The sequence below is a fragment of the Pseudomonas sp. p99-361 genome (assembly GCF_003935475.1).
In the GTDB taxonomy this organism is placed as follows: domain Bacteria; phylum Pseudomonadota; class Gammaproteobacteria; order Pseudomonadales; family Pseudomonadaceae; genus Aquipseudomonas; species Aquipseudomonas juntendi.
Genome location: NZ_RHQO01000024.1, coordinates 50,777 through 70,010, shown reverse-complemented (window position 1 = coordinate 70,010; position 19,234 = coordinate 50,777). Strand labels below are relative to the sequence as shown.

Below are 19,234 nucleotides of genomic sequence, written 5' to 3'. Positions count from 1 at the left end.
CGCGCGGGCGGCGCTCGCTCTAACAGGCGCTGCATACCTTGTGGCAAACACCTGTCAGCCCTGATGCGATCCCCGTGCGGGCTTGCCCGCGAACACCGGCGCAGCCGGTGCCATGCAGCGCGTTGGATTCTTCGCGGGCGCGCCTGCTCCCACACACGCCGCGTCGCGCGTTCGAACTGGGCATGTCAGCCGAACAAGCTGGCCTCGACGTCAAACCCGGCATCGCGCATCTGCGCCAGTTTGTAGCGCAGGGTGCGCGGGCTGATGCCGAGCCGTTCGGCGGCTTCCTTGCGGCGGCCACGCTCAGCGCGCAAGGTATCGATGATCATCTGGTACTCGTGGCGGCGCATGTCATCCCCCAGTCCGCTGGCTTCAGCGGCGGCTGTCGGTAATGGCTCATTGCCAGCTGACAAGGGAATGGCGCCTGCCAGACAGAAATCCGCCACTTCGATCACCCCGCCCTGCTGCAGAATCAGCGCCCGCTGCAGGGCGTTGTCCAGTTCACGGACGTTGCCCGGCCAGGCGTAGCCTTGCAAACAGGCCTGTGCCTGCGCCGACAAGCGCACCGGGGCATGCTTCATCTTCGCCACATGCCGCGCCAGCAGGCGCTCGGCCAGTTGCAAAATGTCGCCAGGGCGCTCGCGCAACGGGCGCCAGGCCAGGGGGAAGACCGAAAGCCGGTAATACAGGTCTTCACGGAAACGCCCCGCGGCCACCTCGCCAGCCAGGTCGCGGTTGGTCGTGGCCAATACCCGAATGTCGAGACTGACCGGCTTGCGCCCGCCTACCCGCTCTACCTCGCGCTCCTGCAGCACCCGCAACAGCTTGGCCTGCAGTGCCATGGGCATTTCCGAAATTTCGTCGAGCAGCAAGGTGCCGCCCTCGGCCTGCTCGAACTTGCCGGGCTGGGAGGCAATGGCACCGGTAAAGGCGCCCTTTTCGTGCCCGAACAAGGTGGCTTCGAGCATGTTGTCGGGGATCGCCGCACAGTTGATCGCCACAAAGGGCTGTGCCGCCCGTGGGGATTGCTGGTGAATGTAGCGCGCCAGCACTTCCTTGCCGGTACCAGACTCACCGGAAATCAGCACGGTGGAATCGCTGCGCGCCACGCGCGCCGCCAGCTCCAGAAGCTGGCGGCTAGCCGGCTCGCAGGCCACCGGCCCCTCTTCGCCCGTGACCCGGCCGGCCGCATGCCGCTCGACCAGGCTGAGCAGCGCCTTGGGCTCGAACGGTTTGACCAGGTAATCGGCAGCCCCTTGGCGCATGGCCTCCACCGCACGCTCGACCGCCGCATGCGCGGTCATCAACAACACCGGCAACTGTGGTTGCTGGCGGCGCAACTGCGCGAGCAACTGGTGGCCATCCATGCCGGGCATGTTCACATCGCTCACCACCAGGCTGAAGGCGCCATCGTGCAAGGCCTCCAGGGCTTCCTCGGCACTTCCGACTGCCTGGTAGGCAAAGCCGCCGATTGCCAGCGTGTCACCCAGGGCCTGGCGCAATACGCGGTCATCCTCGACCAGCAGCACCTTGATCGCCATTACACGCCCTCCGCCAATTGCCCGTCGATCAACGGCAGCTCGACCCGCACGCAGGTGCCACGACCGACCTTGGAGCGCAGGCTCAGGCTGCCCTGGTGCGCCCGCACCACCGCCTTGACCACCGCCAGCCCCAGGCCGGTGCCGGTGGCCTTGGTGGTCAGAAACGGCTCACCCAGGCGCGCCAACAAGCTGGCGTCGATGCCGCTGCCGGCATCACACACGCACAGGTGCAGGGTGCGCTGGCGGCGGTACAGGTGCACTTTCAACTGCGCCGGGCCTTCGCTGGCCTGCAAGGCATTCTCGATCAGGTTGAGCAACGCCCCCACCAGGGTGTCCCGATTGCAGAGCAGCTCACCCAGGTGGCTGTCGCACTGCCAGCGCACGGCGTGCCCCTGCACATGGGCCTGGGCGGCCTGCTGCAAGGCCTGGAACAGGGCCTTGGGGGTGAGCCGATCGCCCAGCGGCAGCTCGCCACGGGCGAATACCAGCATGTCGCGCACCTGGTGTTCCAGTTCGTGCAGGCGCTCTTTCAAGGTCGCGGCAAAGCGCTGGCGGGTTTCGGCATCAAGCTCGTGCGCGCTGTCGGCCAGATGGCTGGCGTAGAGCATGGCTGCCGACAAGGGGGTACGGATCTGATGTGCCAGCGAGGCGACCATGCGCCCCAGCGCCGACAGGCGCTCATGGCGCGCCAACTGGTCCTGCAGGCGTCGGGTTTCAGTCAGGTCGTTGAGCAGCACCAACTGGCCAGGCTCGGCGTCCAGGGAACGGGTGGCGATGGACAGGCGGCGGCCGTCGCGTAGCGAGACTTCATGGCCGTCGTCCTTGCGCGGTGCAAAGCTGCGGGCGATCACCTGGCGCCACAGCTGGCCGAGCAACGGCTCGCCGAGCAGTTGGCAGGCGGCCGGGTTGGCTTCACGCACAAGGCCTTGGCCATCGATCACGATCACCCCGCCAGGCAGCAGGTCCAGCAGGTTCTGCAGGCGGTTGGCCAGGCGTTCCTTTTCACTCAGTTCGTCGATGCGCTGGGCGCTGACCACCGCCAGTTCGCCCTTCAGCTCGCTGACCCGGGCTTCGAGCAGGCTGTAGGACTGGCTCAGCTGGCTGGACACCTGATTGAACAGGGCGAAGGTGTGCTCGATACCCTGGCGGCTGTCCTGCTCGACCGGGGTATGCCCCTGCGGACCGGGGGCTCGGGATAGTTTGGCGGCCTGGGGCATCGTGCTCTCTCGCGTGGCTGACCGTCATAAAAACGGTGTGGTGCCAGCGGTGTAGCAATAGCCGTGCCGGGGATGGGGGCATAACGCTTGGCTTGAGATTTATGGCGGGGGCGCAAATCGAGCGCCGCCCGCGCGGCGCATCGCGAGCTGGCGCTCGCTCCTACGTTTGTTTCGGGCCAATTATTCCTGGGGGATTTGCGCGCGAATGCCTTGGCGCATGGCTCAATATCGCGTCGTACGAACAAGGCGGTCGCGCGCGCCTGTCAGAGGCCTCACTGGCCCGAAACAAACGTAGGAGCGAGCGCCAGCTCGCGATGCGCCGCGCGGGCGGCGCTCGATCTAACAGGCACTAGAAAGGTCGAGGTGAACACCCCGACGCCCCCATCAATCCTCCGCCTGCTCCTCGCCCCCCTGGCGGCTCATGCCGTACTTGCGCATCTTCTCCACCAATGTGGTGCGACGAATACGCAAACGCTCAGCCGCGCGCGCAACGATACCGTTGGCATCGTCCAGCGCCTGCTGGATCAGGCCCTGCTCCAGGCTACCCAGGTAGTCCTTCAGGTCCAGGCCTTCAGGCGGCAGCATCGCATGACTGCCGAAATTCGGCGTATTGCCATTGATCGCCACGCGCTCTTCCAGGTCGCTGCGCAGGCTGTCGACCATCTGCTCGTCTTCGTCATCGACGTAACGAAACTTCTTCGGCAGCTCGGACACGCCAATCACCCCGTACGGGTGCATGATCGCCATGCGCTCGACCAGGTTGGCCAGCTCACGCACGTTGCCCGGCCAGCCATGGCGGCACAACGACATGATCGAAGCGGAATTGAAACGGATGGAACCGCGTTTCTCGTGCTCCATGCGCGAGATCAGCTCGTTCATCAGCAGCGGAATGTCTTCCACCCGCTCGCGCAGCGGTGCCATCTCGATGGGGAACACGTTCAGCCGGTAGTACAGGTCTTCGCGGAAGGTGCCGTCCTCGATCATGTTCTCGAGGTTCTTGTGCGTAGCGGCAATGATGCGCACATCAATGCTCTGGGTCTTGTTGCTGCCCACGCGCTCGAAGGTGCGCTCCTGCAGCACGCGCAGCAGCTTGACCTGCATCGGCAACGGCATGTCGCCGATTTCGTCGAGGAACAGGGTACCGCCGTTGGCCAGTTCGAAACGCCCGGCACGGCTGGTGATCGCCCCGGTGAAGGCACCCTTCTCGTGGCCGAACAGCTCGCTTTCCAGCAACTCGGCAGGGATCGCGCCGCAGTTGACCGGCACGAACGGCGCGTCGCGGCGCTTGGAGTGGTAGTGCAGGTTGCGCGCGACCACCTCTTTGCCGGTGCCTGACTCACCCAGGATCAGCACACTGGCGTCGGTATCGGCCACCTGCTGCATCATCTGCCGCACGTGCTGGATGGCACGACTGGTGCCGACCAAGCTGCGGAACAGGTTGGGTTCGCGCTGGCGACCGCGCTCGCGTGCCTGGTCGTACATCTCGCGATAGACCTGGGCACGGTGCAGCGAATCGAGCAGCTGGCTGTAGCTTGGCGGCATTTCCAGGTTGGAAAGGACGCGGCGGCGAAGCTCCTCCGGCAGGTCTGCAGAAGAAATTTCACCTAAAAGTAGAACAGGAAGGAACTCATCCCATGCAGCCACTGTCTTAAGCAACCCAAGCACATTGCCAGGGGCGTTTACAGCGCCGATAAGCACGCACAGCACTTCACGGCTCGAGGCCAAAGGCTCCACCGCCTGCTGCCAGTCGTGGCTGGCGCACGCGAGGTTTTCTTCGCCGAGAAAGTTCAGCACCACCGCGAGGTCGCGGCGGCGCGCGCTGTCGTCATCGATCAGCAGGATCTTGGTTTCACGCCACATGCAATAGCAACTTCCCTAGTCATATCGGCACCCTGCAAGGGGCATGCTCGACATCATTCCGACTGAATGGTCAGTGTTCGGACGTCTGGAATTCGAAAACAGCCACTAGTTAAGTCAAAAAGGGCCATACAGTCAAATTTATGGCGCCTTTTCTAATGTTGTGCGCATCTTACCTGAAGAGATGATATACCTTTGAAGCATTTTTTGCTTGGTTGATCTGCATCATCTCTTCGGCAATTGCCTGGCGTTCACCGGTTGTCACATCGATGAGGTTGCGGTAGACCTCCAAAACCCCTTCCAGCTTTTCGCGCAGCAACCCCTGGTCCATCGTGTGGTTTTCCAGTACCTCGTCGATGCAGGTGCGACATGCCACATCCAACTTGGCAATAGCGTCCCAGTCACGTTCACCAAGAGCGCCGATCAGGGCATCGCAGGTGTCATCGAGGCGTTGCAGTGCGTTCACGTTAATCTCCTTGCCGTCAGCTGGCGGGCTGGGCGTCGGCAATGCCATCCCAACCGCTTTTCACGGTAATTAGCAGTTGCGCAACTTCGTCGATGATGCTGGCATCGTTGTCGACATTCGCCTGCATGAGCCGGTTGGTCATGTATACATAGAGGGCGTCGAGGTTTTCCACATACTCGGGGTTTTCGCTTTTCTCCGGCTGCAGGCCGTCACGCAGGCCGATGATGATGTCGATCGCCTTGCCCAGCATCAGCCCCTTCTCGGCGATGTCACCGCGCGCCATAGCACCCTTGGCCTGGGCCATCCGATCGAGACCTCCCTCCATCAGCATCTGCACCAGGCGATGCGGCGTGGCTTCGGAAATCTGAGCATGGGAATTGACCTTCTGGTACTGACGAAGGGCTCTCATGGGATTCATCTTGCGACCTCGTGACGGGCAGGCTTAGGGGAGATATTCCTTGTATCGGGCGGATCGAGAAAAACTTTACCGGCCGATGACATGAAGCTGGGCACTGTGCCCAGGCTTCATGCAATACTCATGGATCAATCGTCGCTGTTCGACTTGTTCAACGCGTTGAGCGTGCTGAGTACCGAGTTCTGCTGCTGACGCAACTGCGTGACCAAGGTATCCATGTTGTTGTACTTGTCCTGCAGGCTTTTTTGCAGTGCTTCCATGCGGGCGTCCAGGGTGTCCTGCTCGGCCTTGAGCTTGGTCAGGCTTTCACTGAGCACCTGGGAGCGTGCGGCAAGTGTACCGGTACTGGCCTTGGCGAACGGCTCGGTGACCTTTTGCAGGCGCGCCAGCAGGCCGTCCTTGCCATTGAAAATGCTGGTCAGATCTGCCGCATTGTTGGTTGCAGCCTTGTCCCACTTCTTGTCGTCCAGGCTTAGCGCACCGCCATCCTGGGCAGACGTTACACCAAATGCGGCCAACGACTTCAGCGTACCGTTGCCCGACACCGCATTGAGTTCTTCACGGATGGAAGTCATCAAGGTGCGCATGGTCGCATCACCGGTCAGCGCAGCGGCCGTCATGGTGCCATCGGCATTCTTGGTGACCTTTGTTTCAGCGTTCAGAACCGTAAGCAAGGCATTGTAGGTATCGATGAAACCCTTGAGGCCCGACTTCAAGGTGGTGGAACTGGTAGTCAGCGATAAAATGGTCGCTGTCTTTTCTCCACTGGTGGCGCTCGTCGGCGAAATACCCACCAACTTGATATTGAGCCCACTGACGGCATCATTGATATCGTTGGTCTTGGACTTCATTGCGATGCCATCGAGGGTGTACTCGGCGTCCGTCGGCTCATCGACTACGGAATAGCCAGTATCGATGCCCGAGTTGCCCGAAAGCGTAATATCGGAGCCTTCCCCCATCGTGGTCGAGGTGACAATCAAACGAGAGCCATTGGCATCAGTCAGTACGTTGGCACTCAGACCTGCCGTACCAAACTGACTATTGATGCTATCGCGCACCTGCTGCAACGTTGCACCAGGGGGAACGCTCAGATCAAAGTCCTTACCGCCCTGACTCATGGTCAAGGTAGTCGACGTGGTGCCGCTATTGACTACCGAGCCGGCGCCATTCGCATAGACCTTGGTCGAGACTTTCGACGCAGTCGCCAGCTTGTCGACGATCAGCTTGAACGAGCCATTTGCGGCCCCGGTGCCCATGGTCACGGTCGCGACCTTCTCATCCGAAGACTTCAGGCTGAGTCCACCGAAGCTGTTACTGTCGGTCATTGTGGTTAATGCGCCACGGAAGGCATCCAGAGCGGCCTGAATCTTGCCAATAGAGGACAACGTGGTGGTTGCCTTCAGTGTTTGGGTATTGATCTGGGCCTGTTTTGGCGCCTTTTGCGCGGCCACCAGGGACTCGACGATCGCCTGGGTGTCAATGCCCGAGCCAATACCACTGACTGTTGTACCTGCCATCATTGCTCTCCTTGTTCAGTAGCTGCCGGATCCTTGGCGGAAATATCCATCAAATTATCGACAACAACAAAAATCATGCCAGCCTACGCCTGATCATCGAACAGCAAGCTACTGGCTTCACTGAGGCTTTGCGCCAACTTAAGCGCAAGTTCCGACGGAAGCTGCCGGATCACCTCGCCGGACTGGGTAGCAATCACCTTGACTACAACCCGACCCGTGGAATCATCAATGAAAAAGTCCAGCTGACGCTGGCTCGACTGGACGAAATCACGAATTTCGCCAACTGCCTTTTCCAGGTCTTCGCGCGAGTGCGGCTGTTTCTCGGGGGCAGCAACTTCCTGCACTTTGGCAGGTGCCGCTGAGTCCCGATCAGCTACTGGCGCCTGGGGTAACACGGACGGATACACTTGGCTCAGCTGGACACTCATGTCCATGTTTCGAACTCCTCATGTCAAAAAAGGCAAAAGGGCACGTAAACGCGCCCTTTCACCCTTTACTCAGGCGCCTGAATTACTGGAGCAGTTTCAGGACCGAGGATGGCAGCTGGTTGGCCTGCGACAGGATCGCAGTCGAAGCCTGCTGCAGGGTCTGCTGCTTGGTCAGCTCGGCAGTTTCCGAAGCGAAGTCCACGTCCTGCACGGTGGAACGGGCAGCGGTGGAGTTCTTCTGGATGTTCTGCAGGTTGTCGACGGTGGTTTGCAGACGGTTCTGGGTAGCACCCAGGCCCGAACGGACGCTGTCGATGGAGCCGATGGCCTTGTCGATGACGGCCAAGGCGTTTTGTGCCTTGGTTGCGTCGGTTACATCAGTTTGGGCAATAGTTGTTTTTTCAGAAGTGCCTTTCGCGCCAAACAGCTCAGTAACTGCTGTACCAGCACTGGTCAAAGAATAGCCTTTCGCAGAATCCAGAGATACTGCACCAGTAGCGATCATTGTGTCAGCAATCGCAACAGCGGTGCTATAGAGGCCATCACCACCTTTGCTTGCAACTTTAATTGCAGCAACGGCACCAGCGTTGGTGTCAGAGAAAGCAACGTTTTCACCGGTGTCAGACTTGATGGAAAGTGAGCCATTGCTTTCATCATAGTTAACGCTAATGCCCAATTTCGCGGAGTTGGACTTCAGCTGATCAGCAAGCGAAGCCGTGTCCCTCACGCCCAGCAGTGTGACGTCTTGGTCACCCACAGTAATCGTGAAATCCGCTGGCGTGGTTGAAGCAGCTGCATCTACAGTGAAGCTAACTTCAGTACTAGCAGTGGCGGTAAGACCACCAATGATACCATTAAGACCTTTGGCGATTTCTTTTGCAGAGGCGCCAGCTTTAACCTTGAAGTCCTCACTCTGACCATTACCAGTTACAGTGAGATCACCGCCAGTCAGACCGGTTGCTTTCGGAGAGGCTGTAATACTCTTCACCTGCTGGGAACCGATCTGATTTGCCGCTACGTTCTCCAGCGACAGGTTGATCGTTTCGTTTGCATTTGCACCAACCTGAATGGCCTTGGTGCCATAAGAACCGTCCAGCAGCTTTTGACCGCCGAAGGTGGTGGTCTGCGAGATACGGGTCAGTTCTGCAGTCAGAGCTTGGTATTCGTCGTTGTTCGACTTACGGTCGTCGGCGCTCAGGGAGCCAGTAGCCGAGGACAGTGCCAGTGTACGCATTTTCTGCAGGATGTCGGTCGAAGCCTGCATCGCGCCTTCAGCGGTCTGGGCAATCGAGATACCGTCGTTGGCGTTTTTCACAGCCTGGCCCAGGCCGTTGATCTGGCTGGTCAGACGGTTGCTGATCTGCAGGCCGGCAGCGTCGTCTTTAGCGCTGTTGATGCGCAGACCCGAGGACAGACGCTGCATCGAAGTGGTCTGGGCGTTGCTCGCCTTGGTCAGGTTGCCCTGGGTAGTGATCGACGCAATGTTGGTATTAACGGTTAACGGCATGACGAAATCCTCGTTGGATGGGTACTGCGGCTTCCGGCCTTGGCAACCGCCGGATTGGCCTAGAGAACCTTCGTAATAGTTATCGTCGGGTGCGCGAGTTGCTTGAGGGTTTTTTCGAAAAAAAAATGCTGGCAGGAGGCCAGCCCTGAGAAATCAAGGGGTTAAGGGCGGTTTATTGGCGTCAAATTCCGCTGCTGAACAGGCTTGATGGCATTGCCAGCCCCCACCCTCCCCTGTGGGAGCGGGCGCGCCCGCGAACACCGGCAATGCCGGTGCCATCCACCGCGTTGATTTTTTCGCGGGCATGCCCGCTCCCACAGGGACTAGGTGAGGCCCGTGCCTGTTGGTCCAGGCATAAAAAAAGCGCCGGGCGGTGGCCGCCGGGCGCTTTTGGGAACGGGCTGAGGGTCAGTCGCGATAGAGAATGGCCGAGCCCCACGACAGCCCCACGCCAAAGCCGCTGATGGCCACGCGCTTCCAGCTGCCGTCGAGCATGTGCTTCTGCAGCAGCAGTGGCACGCTGGACGACACAGTGTTGCCGGTTTCGAGCATGTCCTTGACGAACTTCTCGGGGTGCTGCTCTTCGAAACGGCGCGCGACCGCGTCGACAATCGCCGCGCTACCCTGGTGGATGCAGAAGGCGTCGATATCCGATGACTGCAGGCCGCTGGCGTCCAGCAACTCATGCAGGTGCGCCGGCACCTTGATCAAGGCGAAGTTGAATACCTGGCGGCCGTTCATGAAGAACTTGCCATCGCTGACCTTGAGGTGTTCAGCGCCGGACCCGTCGGTGCCGAAACGCGCCTGGCCCAACTTCCAGACCGCGCCTTCACCCATCCAGGTAGCCGTGGCGGCGTCGCCAAACAGCATGGTGGTGTTACGGTCTTCCGGGTCGACGATCTTCGAGTACGGGTCGGCAGTGATCAGCAAGCCATTTTTCAGCCCTGCCGCTTCCATGAAGCCCTTGATCGCATACAAGCCATACACATAGCCCGAGCAGCCCAGCGACACATCGAACGCCGCTACCCGGGTGGAAAGGCCCAGCTTGCTCTGAACGATGGCAGCGGTGTGCGGCAGGCCTTCTTCGTCACCGTTCTGGGTGACCACGATCAACGCATCGATCGACTGCGGATCCAGGTCAGGGTTGCTGGCGAACAGGGCCTGGGCGGCTTCTACGCACAGGTCGGAGGTTTCCTGTTCTGCGGCCTTGCGCGGCAGGAAAGAGGCGCCGATCTTGCCGAACATGAACTCTTCGTCCTTGCCGAACTTCGCACCCTGGACATAGTTGTCCAGGCCAGCGGTAGGCACGTAACTCGCGATGCTTTTGATGCCAATCATTCTGGCTTCCCAATGAAAACAGCCAAAGACCACCACTCGATGAATTGAGGGCGCCAAATACCGGCAGCGCTCGCCTGCGCGCCGGTAACAAAATGCTGCAACAGCTGCTGCATAGAATACAGGGAAGATGACCGTTTTGACTCATTGGTCACATTGAAATGCTACGAAAGCCTTGCAGAGGGTGCGGGGACTGGGTTTTCGCGAGCATAAAAGCTGGGGCCGCTTTGCGCCTCTTCGCGGGCTTGCCCGCTCCCACAGGTTTTGCGTGTGCTTGAAGGCCTGCGAATGCCCTGTGGGAGCGGGCAAGCCCGCGAAGGGCCGCAAAGCGGCCCCAGCGATCGAAAAGCCAGCTTAGAGTTTGTTGAACAGGCTCAACTGCGAGATGCGCGAGAAGGCCAGCTGCGAGGCCTCCAGCATGGCCTGCTGCAACGTCAGGGTAATGGCAGCCTGCGACATGTCGGTGTTGCCGATGGCGTTCTGGGTCGTCTTGTTGGCCAGGCCCAGGCTGGTGTTCTCCTGCCGCTGGATCTCCAGCGAGTTACCACGGGCACCAATCGAGCCACGGGTAATATCGACCTGCTCGCGGGCACTGGCCAGGTTGGCGATGGCCGAGGCAGCCGCGTCTTTCAGTGCGTTGGCTTCGCCCGTGCCGGTGACCGGGGTATCCAGGGCAGCACGCAACTGGCTGATGGTTTCCAGCACGTTCTGGTTCTGGTGGGTATTGGCGGTGATCGCGAATTGGTCACCGGCCTCTGGCGAGCCGGACATCTCGTAGGTCACCCCGGCCACCGTCAGCGAAGGCGCCGTGAAGGTGCCGCTGGCAATCGCCTTGCTATCGGCGGTCAATGGCTGGGCGTACAGCTCATAGGCGCCGGGGCCGGTGAACTTGATCACCGCACCATTGCTGGGGAAGGTACTGCGGTAGGCGGTTTCATCGGTGACGCTGCTGCCGGTGATCTGGGCGCTGGAGCTGTTGCTGCCGTTGCGGGTGGCATTGAACGAGTCCGGACGCGCTTGCAGCGAGAACTCACGCCCCGCCACGGCCGCATCGGCATCGGCGCCCTCTTCCAGGGTGACGGTGATTTCGAACTCAACGCCACGCAGGGCAATCTTGTTGGCACCCTCGGTGTTGCTGTCGAAGGTCCCGTTGGTGGCAGTTTCGGAGGTGATGTCCCTGCCGCTGGCGTCGGTGATGGTGTACTGGGTCGCGCTGGTGAAGGTCAGCTTGTAGGGCTGGCCCGCCGTGAAGCTGTTGTTGTAGGTGGTGCTCGATGTCAACAGCCCCGACGATACGCCGACCACGTTGTCGTCGGTGGCGGGCACCAGCAAGCTCGACTGGGTGCGACTTTTGTTGCTGGCCGAGTCGAAGATGCTGAAACCGGTGTCGTTGGTGGCCAGGTTCAGGGTATCGGAGACCTGCAGGCTCAGCTGGGTCTGGTCACCGTGATAGCTGTAGGTACCATCGGAATTACGGACGTAAGGCGGCGTGGTGCTTTTCGAGCCGCCGAACATGTAGTCGCCATTGGCATCGCGCGAGTTGAGCAGGCCGAAGATGTTGGCCTCGATCTCCTTCAACTCGGTACTGATGGCCACGCGATCGGAGTCGGTGACGCCGGCGCCACCGGCGCGGATCGCCAACTCGCTGGCGCGCTGCATCGCATCGTTGATGGTGGAGAGTACGCTCTCTTCCTGCAGCAGCGCATTGCTGACCGTATTGATGTTGCCGCTGTACTGGTCCAGCAACGACTGCTGCTGTTGCAGCAGCAACAGGCGCGCAGCACCGACCGGGTCATCAGCCGCTGTCTGGATGCGAATACCCGAAGTCACCTGATCGTTGGTCTTGTTCATGCTGGAGAAGTTCTTGGAGTAGCTACTGGCGCTGGCCTCATAGAACTGAGCAGTGGAAATACGCACGATAGTCTACTCCTTACAAAGCGTTGATCAGGGTGCTGAAGGTTTCTTGCGCCGCCTTGATGATCTGCGAAGACGCCGTGTAGTAATGCTGGAACTTGACCAGGCTGGCCGCTTCGTCATCCAGGTTGACCCCGGACACCGCGCTGCGGCTTTCGCTGGCGGACTTGAGCACCGCTTCGGTGGCGGTGGTGTCGATGGACGCCTGGTTGGCCTTGGCCCCCACGCGCTCGACCAGCGAGGCGTAGGCAGACGTGAAGCTGGTACCGCCACCCGAGCCGGTATTGACCGTCGACTTGGTCTGCAGCTCCAGGAGCGCCGTGGCATTGCGGTTATCCGCCTTGCCGTCGGCATTGAACGACAGGGTAAAGCTGTCGTTGGCGGCAGGGCTGCCGCCGATGGTGGTCTCGACACTGAAGGTACGCGGGTTGCCGCTGCCATCCAGAATCGGGTTGCCCGAACCATCCAGCATTGGCACCGCGATGGACAGCTTGTTGTCCTGCCCTGGCACCACACTGCCCGTGCCGATCTGGGTGCCCTTGGCATCGAACAGCTTGTAGCCCTGCGAACCGCCACTGGCGGCGTCGAACACCACGCGCACCGGCATCGAGTCGCGAATCGACTGCTGGATCAACGCGGTGTCGGCACCGCCGTAAATGTCCAGCGCTTCACCCAGCGTCGGCTGGGTGATGGTGCCGGTGCCGCTGTTGCCACTGCCCGCGTTGGCACTGATCGGCCCGGCGAAAGCCAGCTTGTTGGCGTCGGTCAGGGTGGTGGTGATGCTACCGGCAGCGGCACGGGTCGGGATGACCTTGAAGCTGTCGCCGGCCGCCAGGCCACCGCCTTTCAACGCCAGGCTGAACCCGTCGATCACCGGCGCCGGGTCGGCATTGAGGTCAAAGCTGCCCATGTCGGTACCGTCGGAGCGGCGCACGCTGTACTGGTTGGCGCTGGTGAACTTCACTTCGTAGTCGTAGGTGGTCAGTGCCCCGCTGTCGGCGATGGTGACATCCAGGTTGCCGGAGCCGGCACTGTTGTTCGACGACGCGAGGCTGCGCTGGGCAATGGCGGTGGCACTGTTGATGCTGGAAAACAGCGAGCTGCCGAACTGGCCATTGGCATCCAGGCCCTGCCCCAACTGGCTGTTGATGCTGTCGGCGACCACCAGGGCAACACGGCCGAGCTCGTTCATCGACGGCGTGAGCACATCCTGGCGATAGCGCAGCAAACCGCCGATGGCGCCACCAGAAATCACCGAGGTCACGTCCGAGCTGAACGAGTCATAGTTGATACGCAGGCCAACCTGGCTCTTGTCGGCCACCCCCGGCTCCACCGACAAGGTATTGGCCTTGGTGCCGGTAACCAGCGACTGGCCACTGCCCAGGTACACGTCGTAGTTGCCGTCGCGCTCCTGCACCGTCACCCCCACCAGCTCATTGAGCTGGCGTACCGCTTCACCGCGCGCATCCAGCAGGCTGTTGGGGGTGTTACCAGAGGCACTGGCCGCCGTGATCTGCTTGTTGTACTCGGCAATGCTGGCGGTGAGCTTGTTCACCTGCCCGGCCATGGTATCGAGCTGGGAGTTGATCGTGGCGTTCTGCTGGGACAACTGGGTGCTCACCGCGTTGAACCGGTTGCTCAGGGTTTGCGCCTGAGTCAGCAACAGCTGCCGCGAGGCGACATCACCTGGCTTGGCTGCGGCCGTCTGCATGGCCGCGAAAAATGCCGTGAGCACCGAGCTGATACCCGTGTCACGGTCGGCCAACAGTTTGTCGACACTGGTGATCTGGTCCTGAAAGGTGGCCGAGTCCGCCTGCAGCGAGGTGGCCGTCTGCAGTTGGTTGTCCAGGTAGGAGCTGTAGATGCGGCGCACATCGGCCAGCGTGGTGCCGGTCCCCAGGAACCCCGCGCCGATGTTGTGCGAGGGCCCCGCAGCCTGCAGCGTCTGCTGGCGCGAATAGCCACTGGTCGCGGCGTTGGCGATGTTGTTACTGGTTACCGACAATGCCGCCTGGCTGGCATTCAGGCCACTCAGGCCAATCGAAATCAGGCTCGACATGCTTTAGTCCTTTTATAAGTTCGTGGTTCTGCCAGCCATGGCGTATTGCGGGGTTGACTGCATTTGCTGGGCGATGCTGATGATCTTGCGCGCATAGCCCGGGTCGGTCGCATAACCTGCCTTTTGCAGCTCTCTTGCAAACTGCTCTGGGTTATCGGCCGAATCCAGTGCACCTTGATAGCGGGAATTACTCTGCAACAAGGTCACCAGGTCGTGGAAACTGTCCTGGTACGAGTCGTAGCTGCGAAACGCTGCGGTTTCCTTGACGAACTGGCCATCGCGGAACTCGCTGGTGATCGCGCGCGCCTGCTCGCCCTGCCAGTTGCCGGTGGCCTTGATGCCAAACAGGTTGTGGCTGCTGCTGCCGTCGCTATTGCGCATGACCGATTTGCCCCAACCGGTTTCCAGTGCAGCCTGGGCCACCAGGTAGCGCGGGTCGATGCCGATGCGCTTGGCTGCCTGCTCAGCCATCGGCAGCATGGTGGCGACGAATTCGTCGCTGTCGGCAAAGGCTTTTTTCGGTGCCAGTGGCGGCTGGGCCACGGCGCGACCGACAATGCGCAGCCCCGAGTCCGGCACGGCGAAAGCCTTGGCCACTTGCTGGCCTTCACGCGCCGGCACGGCAGCAGCGTTGGCCGTAGCCGCCGAGGGCACGATACCGGCCAGCAGGCGGTCGGTGAGCTTGCTGGGCAGGGCCAGGCGCCGCGAATTGAGCGCAGCCACGTCGTTGCGGGCGCTGGCCGGCGGGGTGGCATGTGCCGGCTCTGCCACCTTGTTGCCCCACAAGGCCGGGCCTGCGTTATCCACCCGCGGGAATGGGCTGGTGTTGATCGAAGCGCTGCGGCCCTTGGTCAGCTGGCGCACCAGCACGTCCTGCAAGCCGATGCCGCCCCCCTCGCGGGACATGCTTACGGCCAGTTGCTGGTCGTACATGTCTCGGTACTGCTTGACCGTTTCGGTGTTCATCGGGTTGTCGTCAGCCAGCACATCGCTGGCCTTGCGCGAGGCCTTGAGCATTTCGCTGATGAATAGCGACTCGAACTCCTGGGCCACCTTGCGCACATTGGCTTCGCTGTCGCGGTCACCCTGCTTGAGCGCGTTGAGGCGGTTGAGGTCGGTGTAGGCGCCGCTGTCGGCACTACCGGAAACCAGGCTTTTGCTGTTCATTGGCGGCGGCCTCAGATCACGATCAGGTCGGCTTGCAGGGCGCCGGCCTGTTTCAGGGCTTCGAGAATGGCCATGAGGTCACCGGGCGCTGCGCCCACCTGGTTCACCGCGCGGACGATTTCATCCAGCGTGGTGCCTGGGCCGAACTTGAACATCGGCTTGGCCTCCTGCTCCGCATTGACCCGCGAGCGTGGCACCACGGCAGTCTGGCCGTTGGAGAGCGGGCCCGGCTGGCTGACGATCGGGTCTTCGGTAATGGTCACGGTCAGGCTGCCGTGGGTCACCGCCGCTGGGGAAACCTTCACGTTCTGGCCAATGACGATGGTACCGGTACGCGAATTGATGATGACTTTGGCCACCGCCTGGCCGGGATCGATTTCCAGGTTTTCCAGGACCGACAGGTAGTCCACGCGCTGGCTTGGGTCCATCGGCGCACTGACCCGCACCGAGCCACCGTCCACCGCCTGGGCCACACCCGGGCCCAGCAGGTCGTTGACTTTGTCGACGATACGTTTGGCAGTGGTGAAATCGGGGCGGTTCAGGTTCAAGGTCAGGGTATTGCCCTGGTTGAAGCCGCTTGGCACGGCCCGCTCCACGCTGGCACCACCTGGAATCCTACCCGCCGACGGAACGTTGACGGTGATCTTCGAGCCGTCGCGGCCCTCGGCGTCGAAGCCGCCGACCACCAGGTTGCCCTGGGCGATGGCGTAGACGTTACCGTCAATCCCCTTGAGCGGGGTCATCAGCAGGCTGCCGCCGCGTAGGCTCTTCGAGTTACCGATCGAGGACACGGTAATGTCGACCACCTGGCCCGGCTTGGCGAACGGCGGCAAGTCGGCATGCACCGACACGGCAGCGACGTTTTTCAACTGCACGTTACCGGAGCCTGGCGGCACCTTGATGCCGAACTGCGACAGCATGTTGTTGAAGGTTTGCAGGGTAAACGGGGTCTGGGTGGTCTGGTCACCCGTACCGTTCAGGCCAACCACCAGGCCATAGCCAATCAACTGGTTGGAGCGCACGCCAGAAATACTGGCGATGTCCTTCAGGCGCTCGGCCTGGGCCACACAGGCACAGGACAGGAGCAGGGTTGCGGCAATCAGCTGCCTCACGTTGAACATGGTCATCCGTACTCAGAAAGGCCAAAGCGGGCTGAGGAAGAAGCGGTCCAACCAACCAGGCTGGCTGGCATCGGCGAACGAGCCGGTACCGGAGTAGGTAATGCGCGCGTCGGCCACACGGGTGGACGGTACGGTGTTATCGGTGGCGATGTCGTCGGCACGGACCATGCCGGCAATGCGCACCAACTCTTCGCCGGTGTTCAGGGTCAGCCACTTTTCACCGCGCACCGCGATGATGCCGTTGGGCAGTACTTCGGCCACCGTTACGGTGATCGAGCCGGTCAGGGTGTTGCCCTGGGTCGCCTTGCTATCGCCCTTGGTGGCGCGGTCACCGCTGTAGCCCGCCTCCAGCGACAGGTCGCCGCCGCCAAACGGGTTGTTGGTGTTCGGTGTGCCACCGAACAGCGACGTCAGGCCGATATTGGTCTTGCTGTTCTTGGCAATCTGCGACCCGGCGTTCTTGCTGGCCGAGGTTTTCTCGTTGAGGGTGATGGTGATGATGTCACCCACCCGGAACGCTTTGCGGTCGCTGTAAAGGTTCTGCTCGAAACCGGCCTGGTAGATCGAACCGTTGTTGGCCGCTGCCGGCAATGGGGTGCGCGGCAACACCGGCGCATAGTACGGGTCGTTGGGCTTGGGCGTCGGCGCGACGCAACCTGCCAGCAACACCGCCCCCCCCAGGGCGAAAACGGACAACAGACGATTCATGACGCTTACCTCACGGGCACGGGTGTAACGAAAGTACAAGGCGGCTTAGAGCTGCTGGGTAACGAACGACAGCATCTGGTCGGCGGTGGAGATGACCTTGGAGTTCATCTCGTAGGCGCGCTGGGTGGTGATCATGTTCACCAGCTCTTCCACGGTGCTGACGTTGGAGTTTTCCAAGGTCTGCTGCTGGGTTGTGCCGAAACCGTTCAGCCCCGGGGTGCCGACTTGCGGCGCGCCACTGGCGGCGGTTTCCAGGAACAGGTTGTCGCCAATTGCTTGCAGGCCGGCCGGGTTGATGAAGTCGGCGGTCTGGATGTTGCCGATCACCTGCGCAGCCGGGTTGCCGGCCGTGGTGATCGAGACAGTGCCGTCGGTGCCCACGGTGAAGGTCTGAGCATCGTTGGGCACAACAATCGCGGGTTCCAGGGCATAGCCGTTGGCGGTAACGATCTGGCCGTCGGAATTGAGGTGGAAGGTACCGTCACGGGTATAGGAAACGGTGCCATCCGGCTGCAGGATCTGGAAGAAGCCACGCCCGTTGACCGCCATGTCCAGCGGGTTTTCGGTAGTTTGCAGGCTGCCGGCGACGAAGCTTTTCTGGGTACCGACAATGCGCACACCTGTACCGACCTGCAGGCCCGAGGGTAGCTCGCTGTCCTGGGTCGACTGGGCGCCAGGCTGGCGTTTCACCTGGTAGAGCAGGTCGGCGAACTCGGCACGATCACGCTTGAAGCCGGTGGTCGAGACGTTGGCCAGGTTGTTGGAAATGACCGTCAGGTTGGTGTCCTGTGCGGACAGGCCGGTTTTAGCGACCCAAAGAGCCGGAAGCATGTAATTTCTCCTCGTGCGCCTGTTTTACGGCACGCGTTCAAAAGTGATTAGCCGATTTGCAAAACCCGAGCCATGGCTTCGTCGCCTTCCTTGGCCGTGTTCATCATCTTGACGTGCAGTTCGAACTGGCGTGACAACGCCAGCACCGAGGTCATTTCCTCGACCGCGTTGACGTTGCTGCCTTCCAGAAAGCCCGACACGACCCGTACATTCACGTCGGCATCGGCCGGCTGGCCGGACGTGGTGTGGATCAGGCCGTCCAGGCCCTTCTTCAGGCCCTTGATGTCGGGGTTGACCAGCTTGATGCGGTCAACCTCGGCAATCACCCGCGGGTCTTCGCCCATGGAGCGGATACTGAGGGTGCCATCAGCGCCGACCTCCACCTTCTGCTCGGGCGGTACGGCGATCGGGCCACCGTTGCCGATCACCGGCATGCCATTGCCGGCGCGCAGCACGCCAAGGGCATCGATGTTCAAGCTACCGGTGCGCACATAGGCTTCGCTGCCGTCGGGGGCCTGTACCGCGATGAAACCGTTGCCGGTCACCGCCACGTCCAGGTCACGGCCGGTTTCCACCAGGGGCCCCTGGGTAAAATCGGTCGCAGGCCGTTCGGTCATGGCGAATGCGCGCGCCGGGAAGCTGTCACCGAACACCGGCATCGAGCGGGCCTGTTCCAGGTCGCGCTGAAAACCATTGGTGGAAACGTTCGCCAGGTTGTTGGCGTGGGCCTTCTGCGCCAGCGCGTTCTGGCTGGCACCGGTCATGGCCACATAAAGCAACTTGTCCACAGTATCTCCTTCTGCGCGTCGCTGCCGCGCTGTCACTGGGCAGGTTCAAAGCAATAATCGAACCAAGTCTGAAACAGCCGGTTTACGGGGCTTGCAGCGTGCCACGGGGCAGTAACCGTCAGTTTGTCGGCGGATAATTGCCGCCTGCGGCAAGGTAGGCTCAATGGCTGCGGCAAGCTGCGTTGTTGTAGGGGCCGGCATGGCGTACCCAGCCCTTGCCCGGGTTGTGGGGCACACACAGGTAGCGGCCGGTGACCAGGCTTTGCCATAAGTAGAACGGGGCGGGAGCGGCCGAAAGCGGCAAAGTCATGGCCAGCAGGGCTATCAGCATTAGCCTTGTCATGAGCGTCAACCTTTCAGAAT

General features: G+C 61.3%; 17 protein-coding genes. All 17 read right to left on the bottom strand.

Going from position 1 to position 19,234, the window contains the following annotated elements; genetic code table 11:
* Positions 1–185 precede the first annotated feature (185 nt).
* Positions 186–1,541: a sigma-54 dependent transcriptional regulator gene (locus EGJ22_RS13220; protein WP_029887010.1), complete on the bottom strand. Its 1,356-nt coding sequence runs from the start codon at positions 1,539–1,541 to the stop codon at positions 186–188.
* Positions 1,541–2,758 carry a PAS domain-containing sensor histidine kinase gene (locus EGJ22_RS13215; protein ID WP_009684226.1) on the bottom strand — a complete coding sequence of 406 codons (1,218 nt, stop codon included), beginning with the start codon at positions 2,756–2,758 and terminating at the stop codon, positions 1,541–1,543. Before EGJ22_RS13215 ends, EGJ22_RS13220 begins: the two co-directional genes overlap by 1 nt.
* A 384-nt stretch (positions 2,759–3,142) precedes the next feature.
* On the bottom strand, positions 3,143–4,618 hold the full coding sequence (fleQ, locus tag EGJ22_RS13210) for a transcriptional regulator FleQ (RefSeq protein ID WP_029887009.1): 1,476 nt from the start codon (positions 4,616–4,618) through the stop codon (positions 3,143–3,145).
* Between the two features lie 169 nt (positions 4,619–4,787).
* Positions 4,788–5,129 carry a flagellar protein FliT gene (locus EGJ22_RS13205; protein WP_047149861.1) on the bottom strand — a complete coding sequence of 114 codons (342 nt, stop codon included), beginning with the start codon at positions 5,127–5,129 and terminating at the stop codon, positions 4,788–4,790.
* Complete coding sequence (fliS, locus tag EGJ22_RS13200) at positions 5,098–5,499, bottom strand: flagellar export chaperone FliS (protein WP_009684229.1); 402 nt, start codon at positions 5,497–5,499, stop codon at positions 5,098–5,100. Before fliS ends, EGJ22_RS13205 begins: the two co-directional genes overlap by 32 nt.
* Positions 5,500–5,624: 125 nt before the next feature.
* A complete protein-coding gene (fliD, locus tag EGJ22_RS13195) occupies positions 5,625–7,013 on the bottom strand; it encodes a flagellar filament capping protein FliD (protein ID WP_009684230.1) in 1,389 nt (462 codons plus the stop codon).
* Positions 7,014–7,096: 83 nt separating this feature from the next.
* Positions 7,097–7,447, bottom strand: coding sequence for a flagellar protein FlaG (locus tag EGJ22_RS13190; RefSeq protein WP_009684231.1), 351 nt, complete (start codon positions 7,445–7,447; stop codon positions 7,097–7,099).
* A gap of 76 nt (positions 7,448–7,523) precedes the next feature.
* Complete coding sequence (locus EGJ22_RS13185; protein ID WP_009684232.1) at positions 7,524–8,948, bottom strand: flagellin; 1,425 nt, start codon at positions 8,946–8,948, stop codon at positions 7,524–7,526.
* A gap of 408 nt (positions 8,949–9,356) precedes the next feature.
* Positions 9,357–10,286 carry a ketoacyl-ACP synthase III gene (locus tag EGJ22_RS13175; protein ID WP_009684233.1) on the bottom strand — a complete coding sequence of 310 codons (930 nt, stop codon included), beginning with the start codon at positions 10,284–10,286 and terminating at the stop codon, positions 9,357–9,359.
* Positions 10,287–10,637: 351 nt separating this feature from the next.
* Entirely contained in the window at positions 10,638–12,200 is a 1,563-nt protein-coding gene (locus EGJ22_RS13165; protein WP_029887008.1) for a flagellar hook-associated protein 3, read from the bottom strand.
* 13 nt (positions 12,201–12,213) lie between these two features.
* Positions 12,214–14,256: a flagellar hook-associated protein FlgK gene (flgK, locus tag EGJ22_RS13160; RefSeq protein ID WP_009684236.1), complete on the bottom strand. Its 2,043-nt coding sequence runs from the start codon at positions 14,254–14,256 to the stop codon at positions 12,214–12,216.
* Between the two features lie 12 nt (positions 14,257–14,268).
* Positions 14,269–15,423 (bottom strand): flagellar assembly peptidoglycan hydrolase FlgJ, encoded by a 1,155-nt coding sequence (gene flgJ, locus EGJ22_RS13155; RefSeq protein ID WP_009684237.1) that lies wholly within the window; start codon positions 15,421–15,423, stop codon positions 14,269–14,271.
* A gap of 11 nt (positions 15,424–15,434) precedes the next feature.
* The gene (locus EGJ22_RS13150; RefSeq protein ID WP_009684238.1) at positions 15,435–16,544 is read right to left on the bottom strand and encodes a flagellar basal body P-ring protein FlgI; all 1,110 of its coding nucleotides are present in this window, start codon (positions 16,542–16,544) and stop codon (positions 15,435–15,437) included.
* A gap of 12 nt (positions 16,545–16,556) precedes the next feature.
* The gene (gene flgH / locus EGJ22_RS13145; protein WP_029887007.1) at positions 16,557–17,252 is read right to left on the bottom strand and encodes a flagellar basal body L-ring protein FlgH; all 696 of its coding nucleotides are present in this window, start codon (positions 17,250–17,252) and stop codon (positions 16,557–16,559) included.
* Between the two features lie 45 nt (positions 17,253–17,297).
* A complete protein-coding gene (gene flgG, locus EGJ22_RS13140; protein WP_009684240.1) occupies positions 17,298–18,083 on the bottom strand; it encodes a flagellar basal-body rod protein FlgG in 786 nt (261 codons plus the stop codon).
* A gap of 47 nt (positions 18,084–18,130) precedes the next feature.
* On the bottom strand, positions 18,131–18,871 hold the full coding sequence (locus EGJ22_RS13135; protein WP_009684241.1) for a flagellar basal body rod protein FlgF: 741 nt from the start codon (positions 18,869–18,871) through the stop codon (positions 18,131–18,133).
* Between the two features lie 160 nt (positions 18,872–19,031).
* Complete coding sequence (locus EGJ22_RS13130) at positions 19,032–19,214, bottom strand: hypothetical protein (protein ID WP_029887006.1); 183 nt, start codon at positions 19,212–19,214, stop codon at positions 19,032–19,034.
* Between the last annotated feature and the right edge of the window lie 20 nt (positions 19,215–19,234).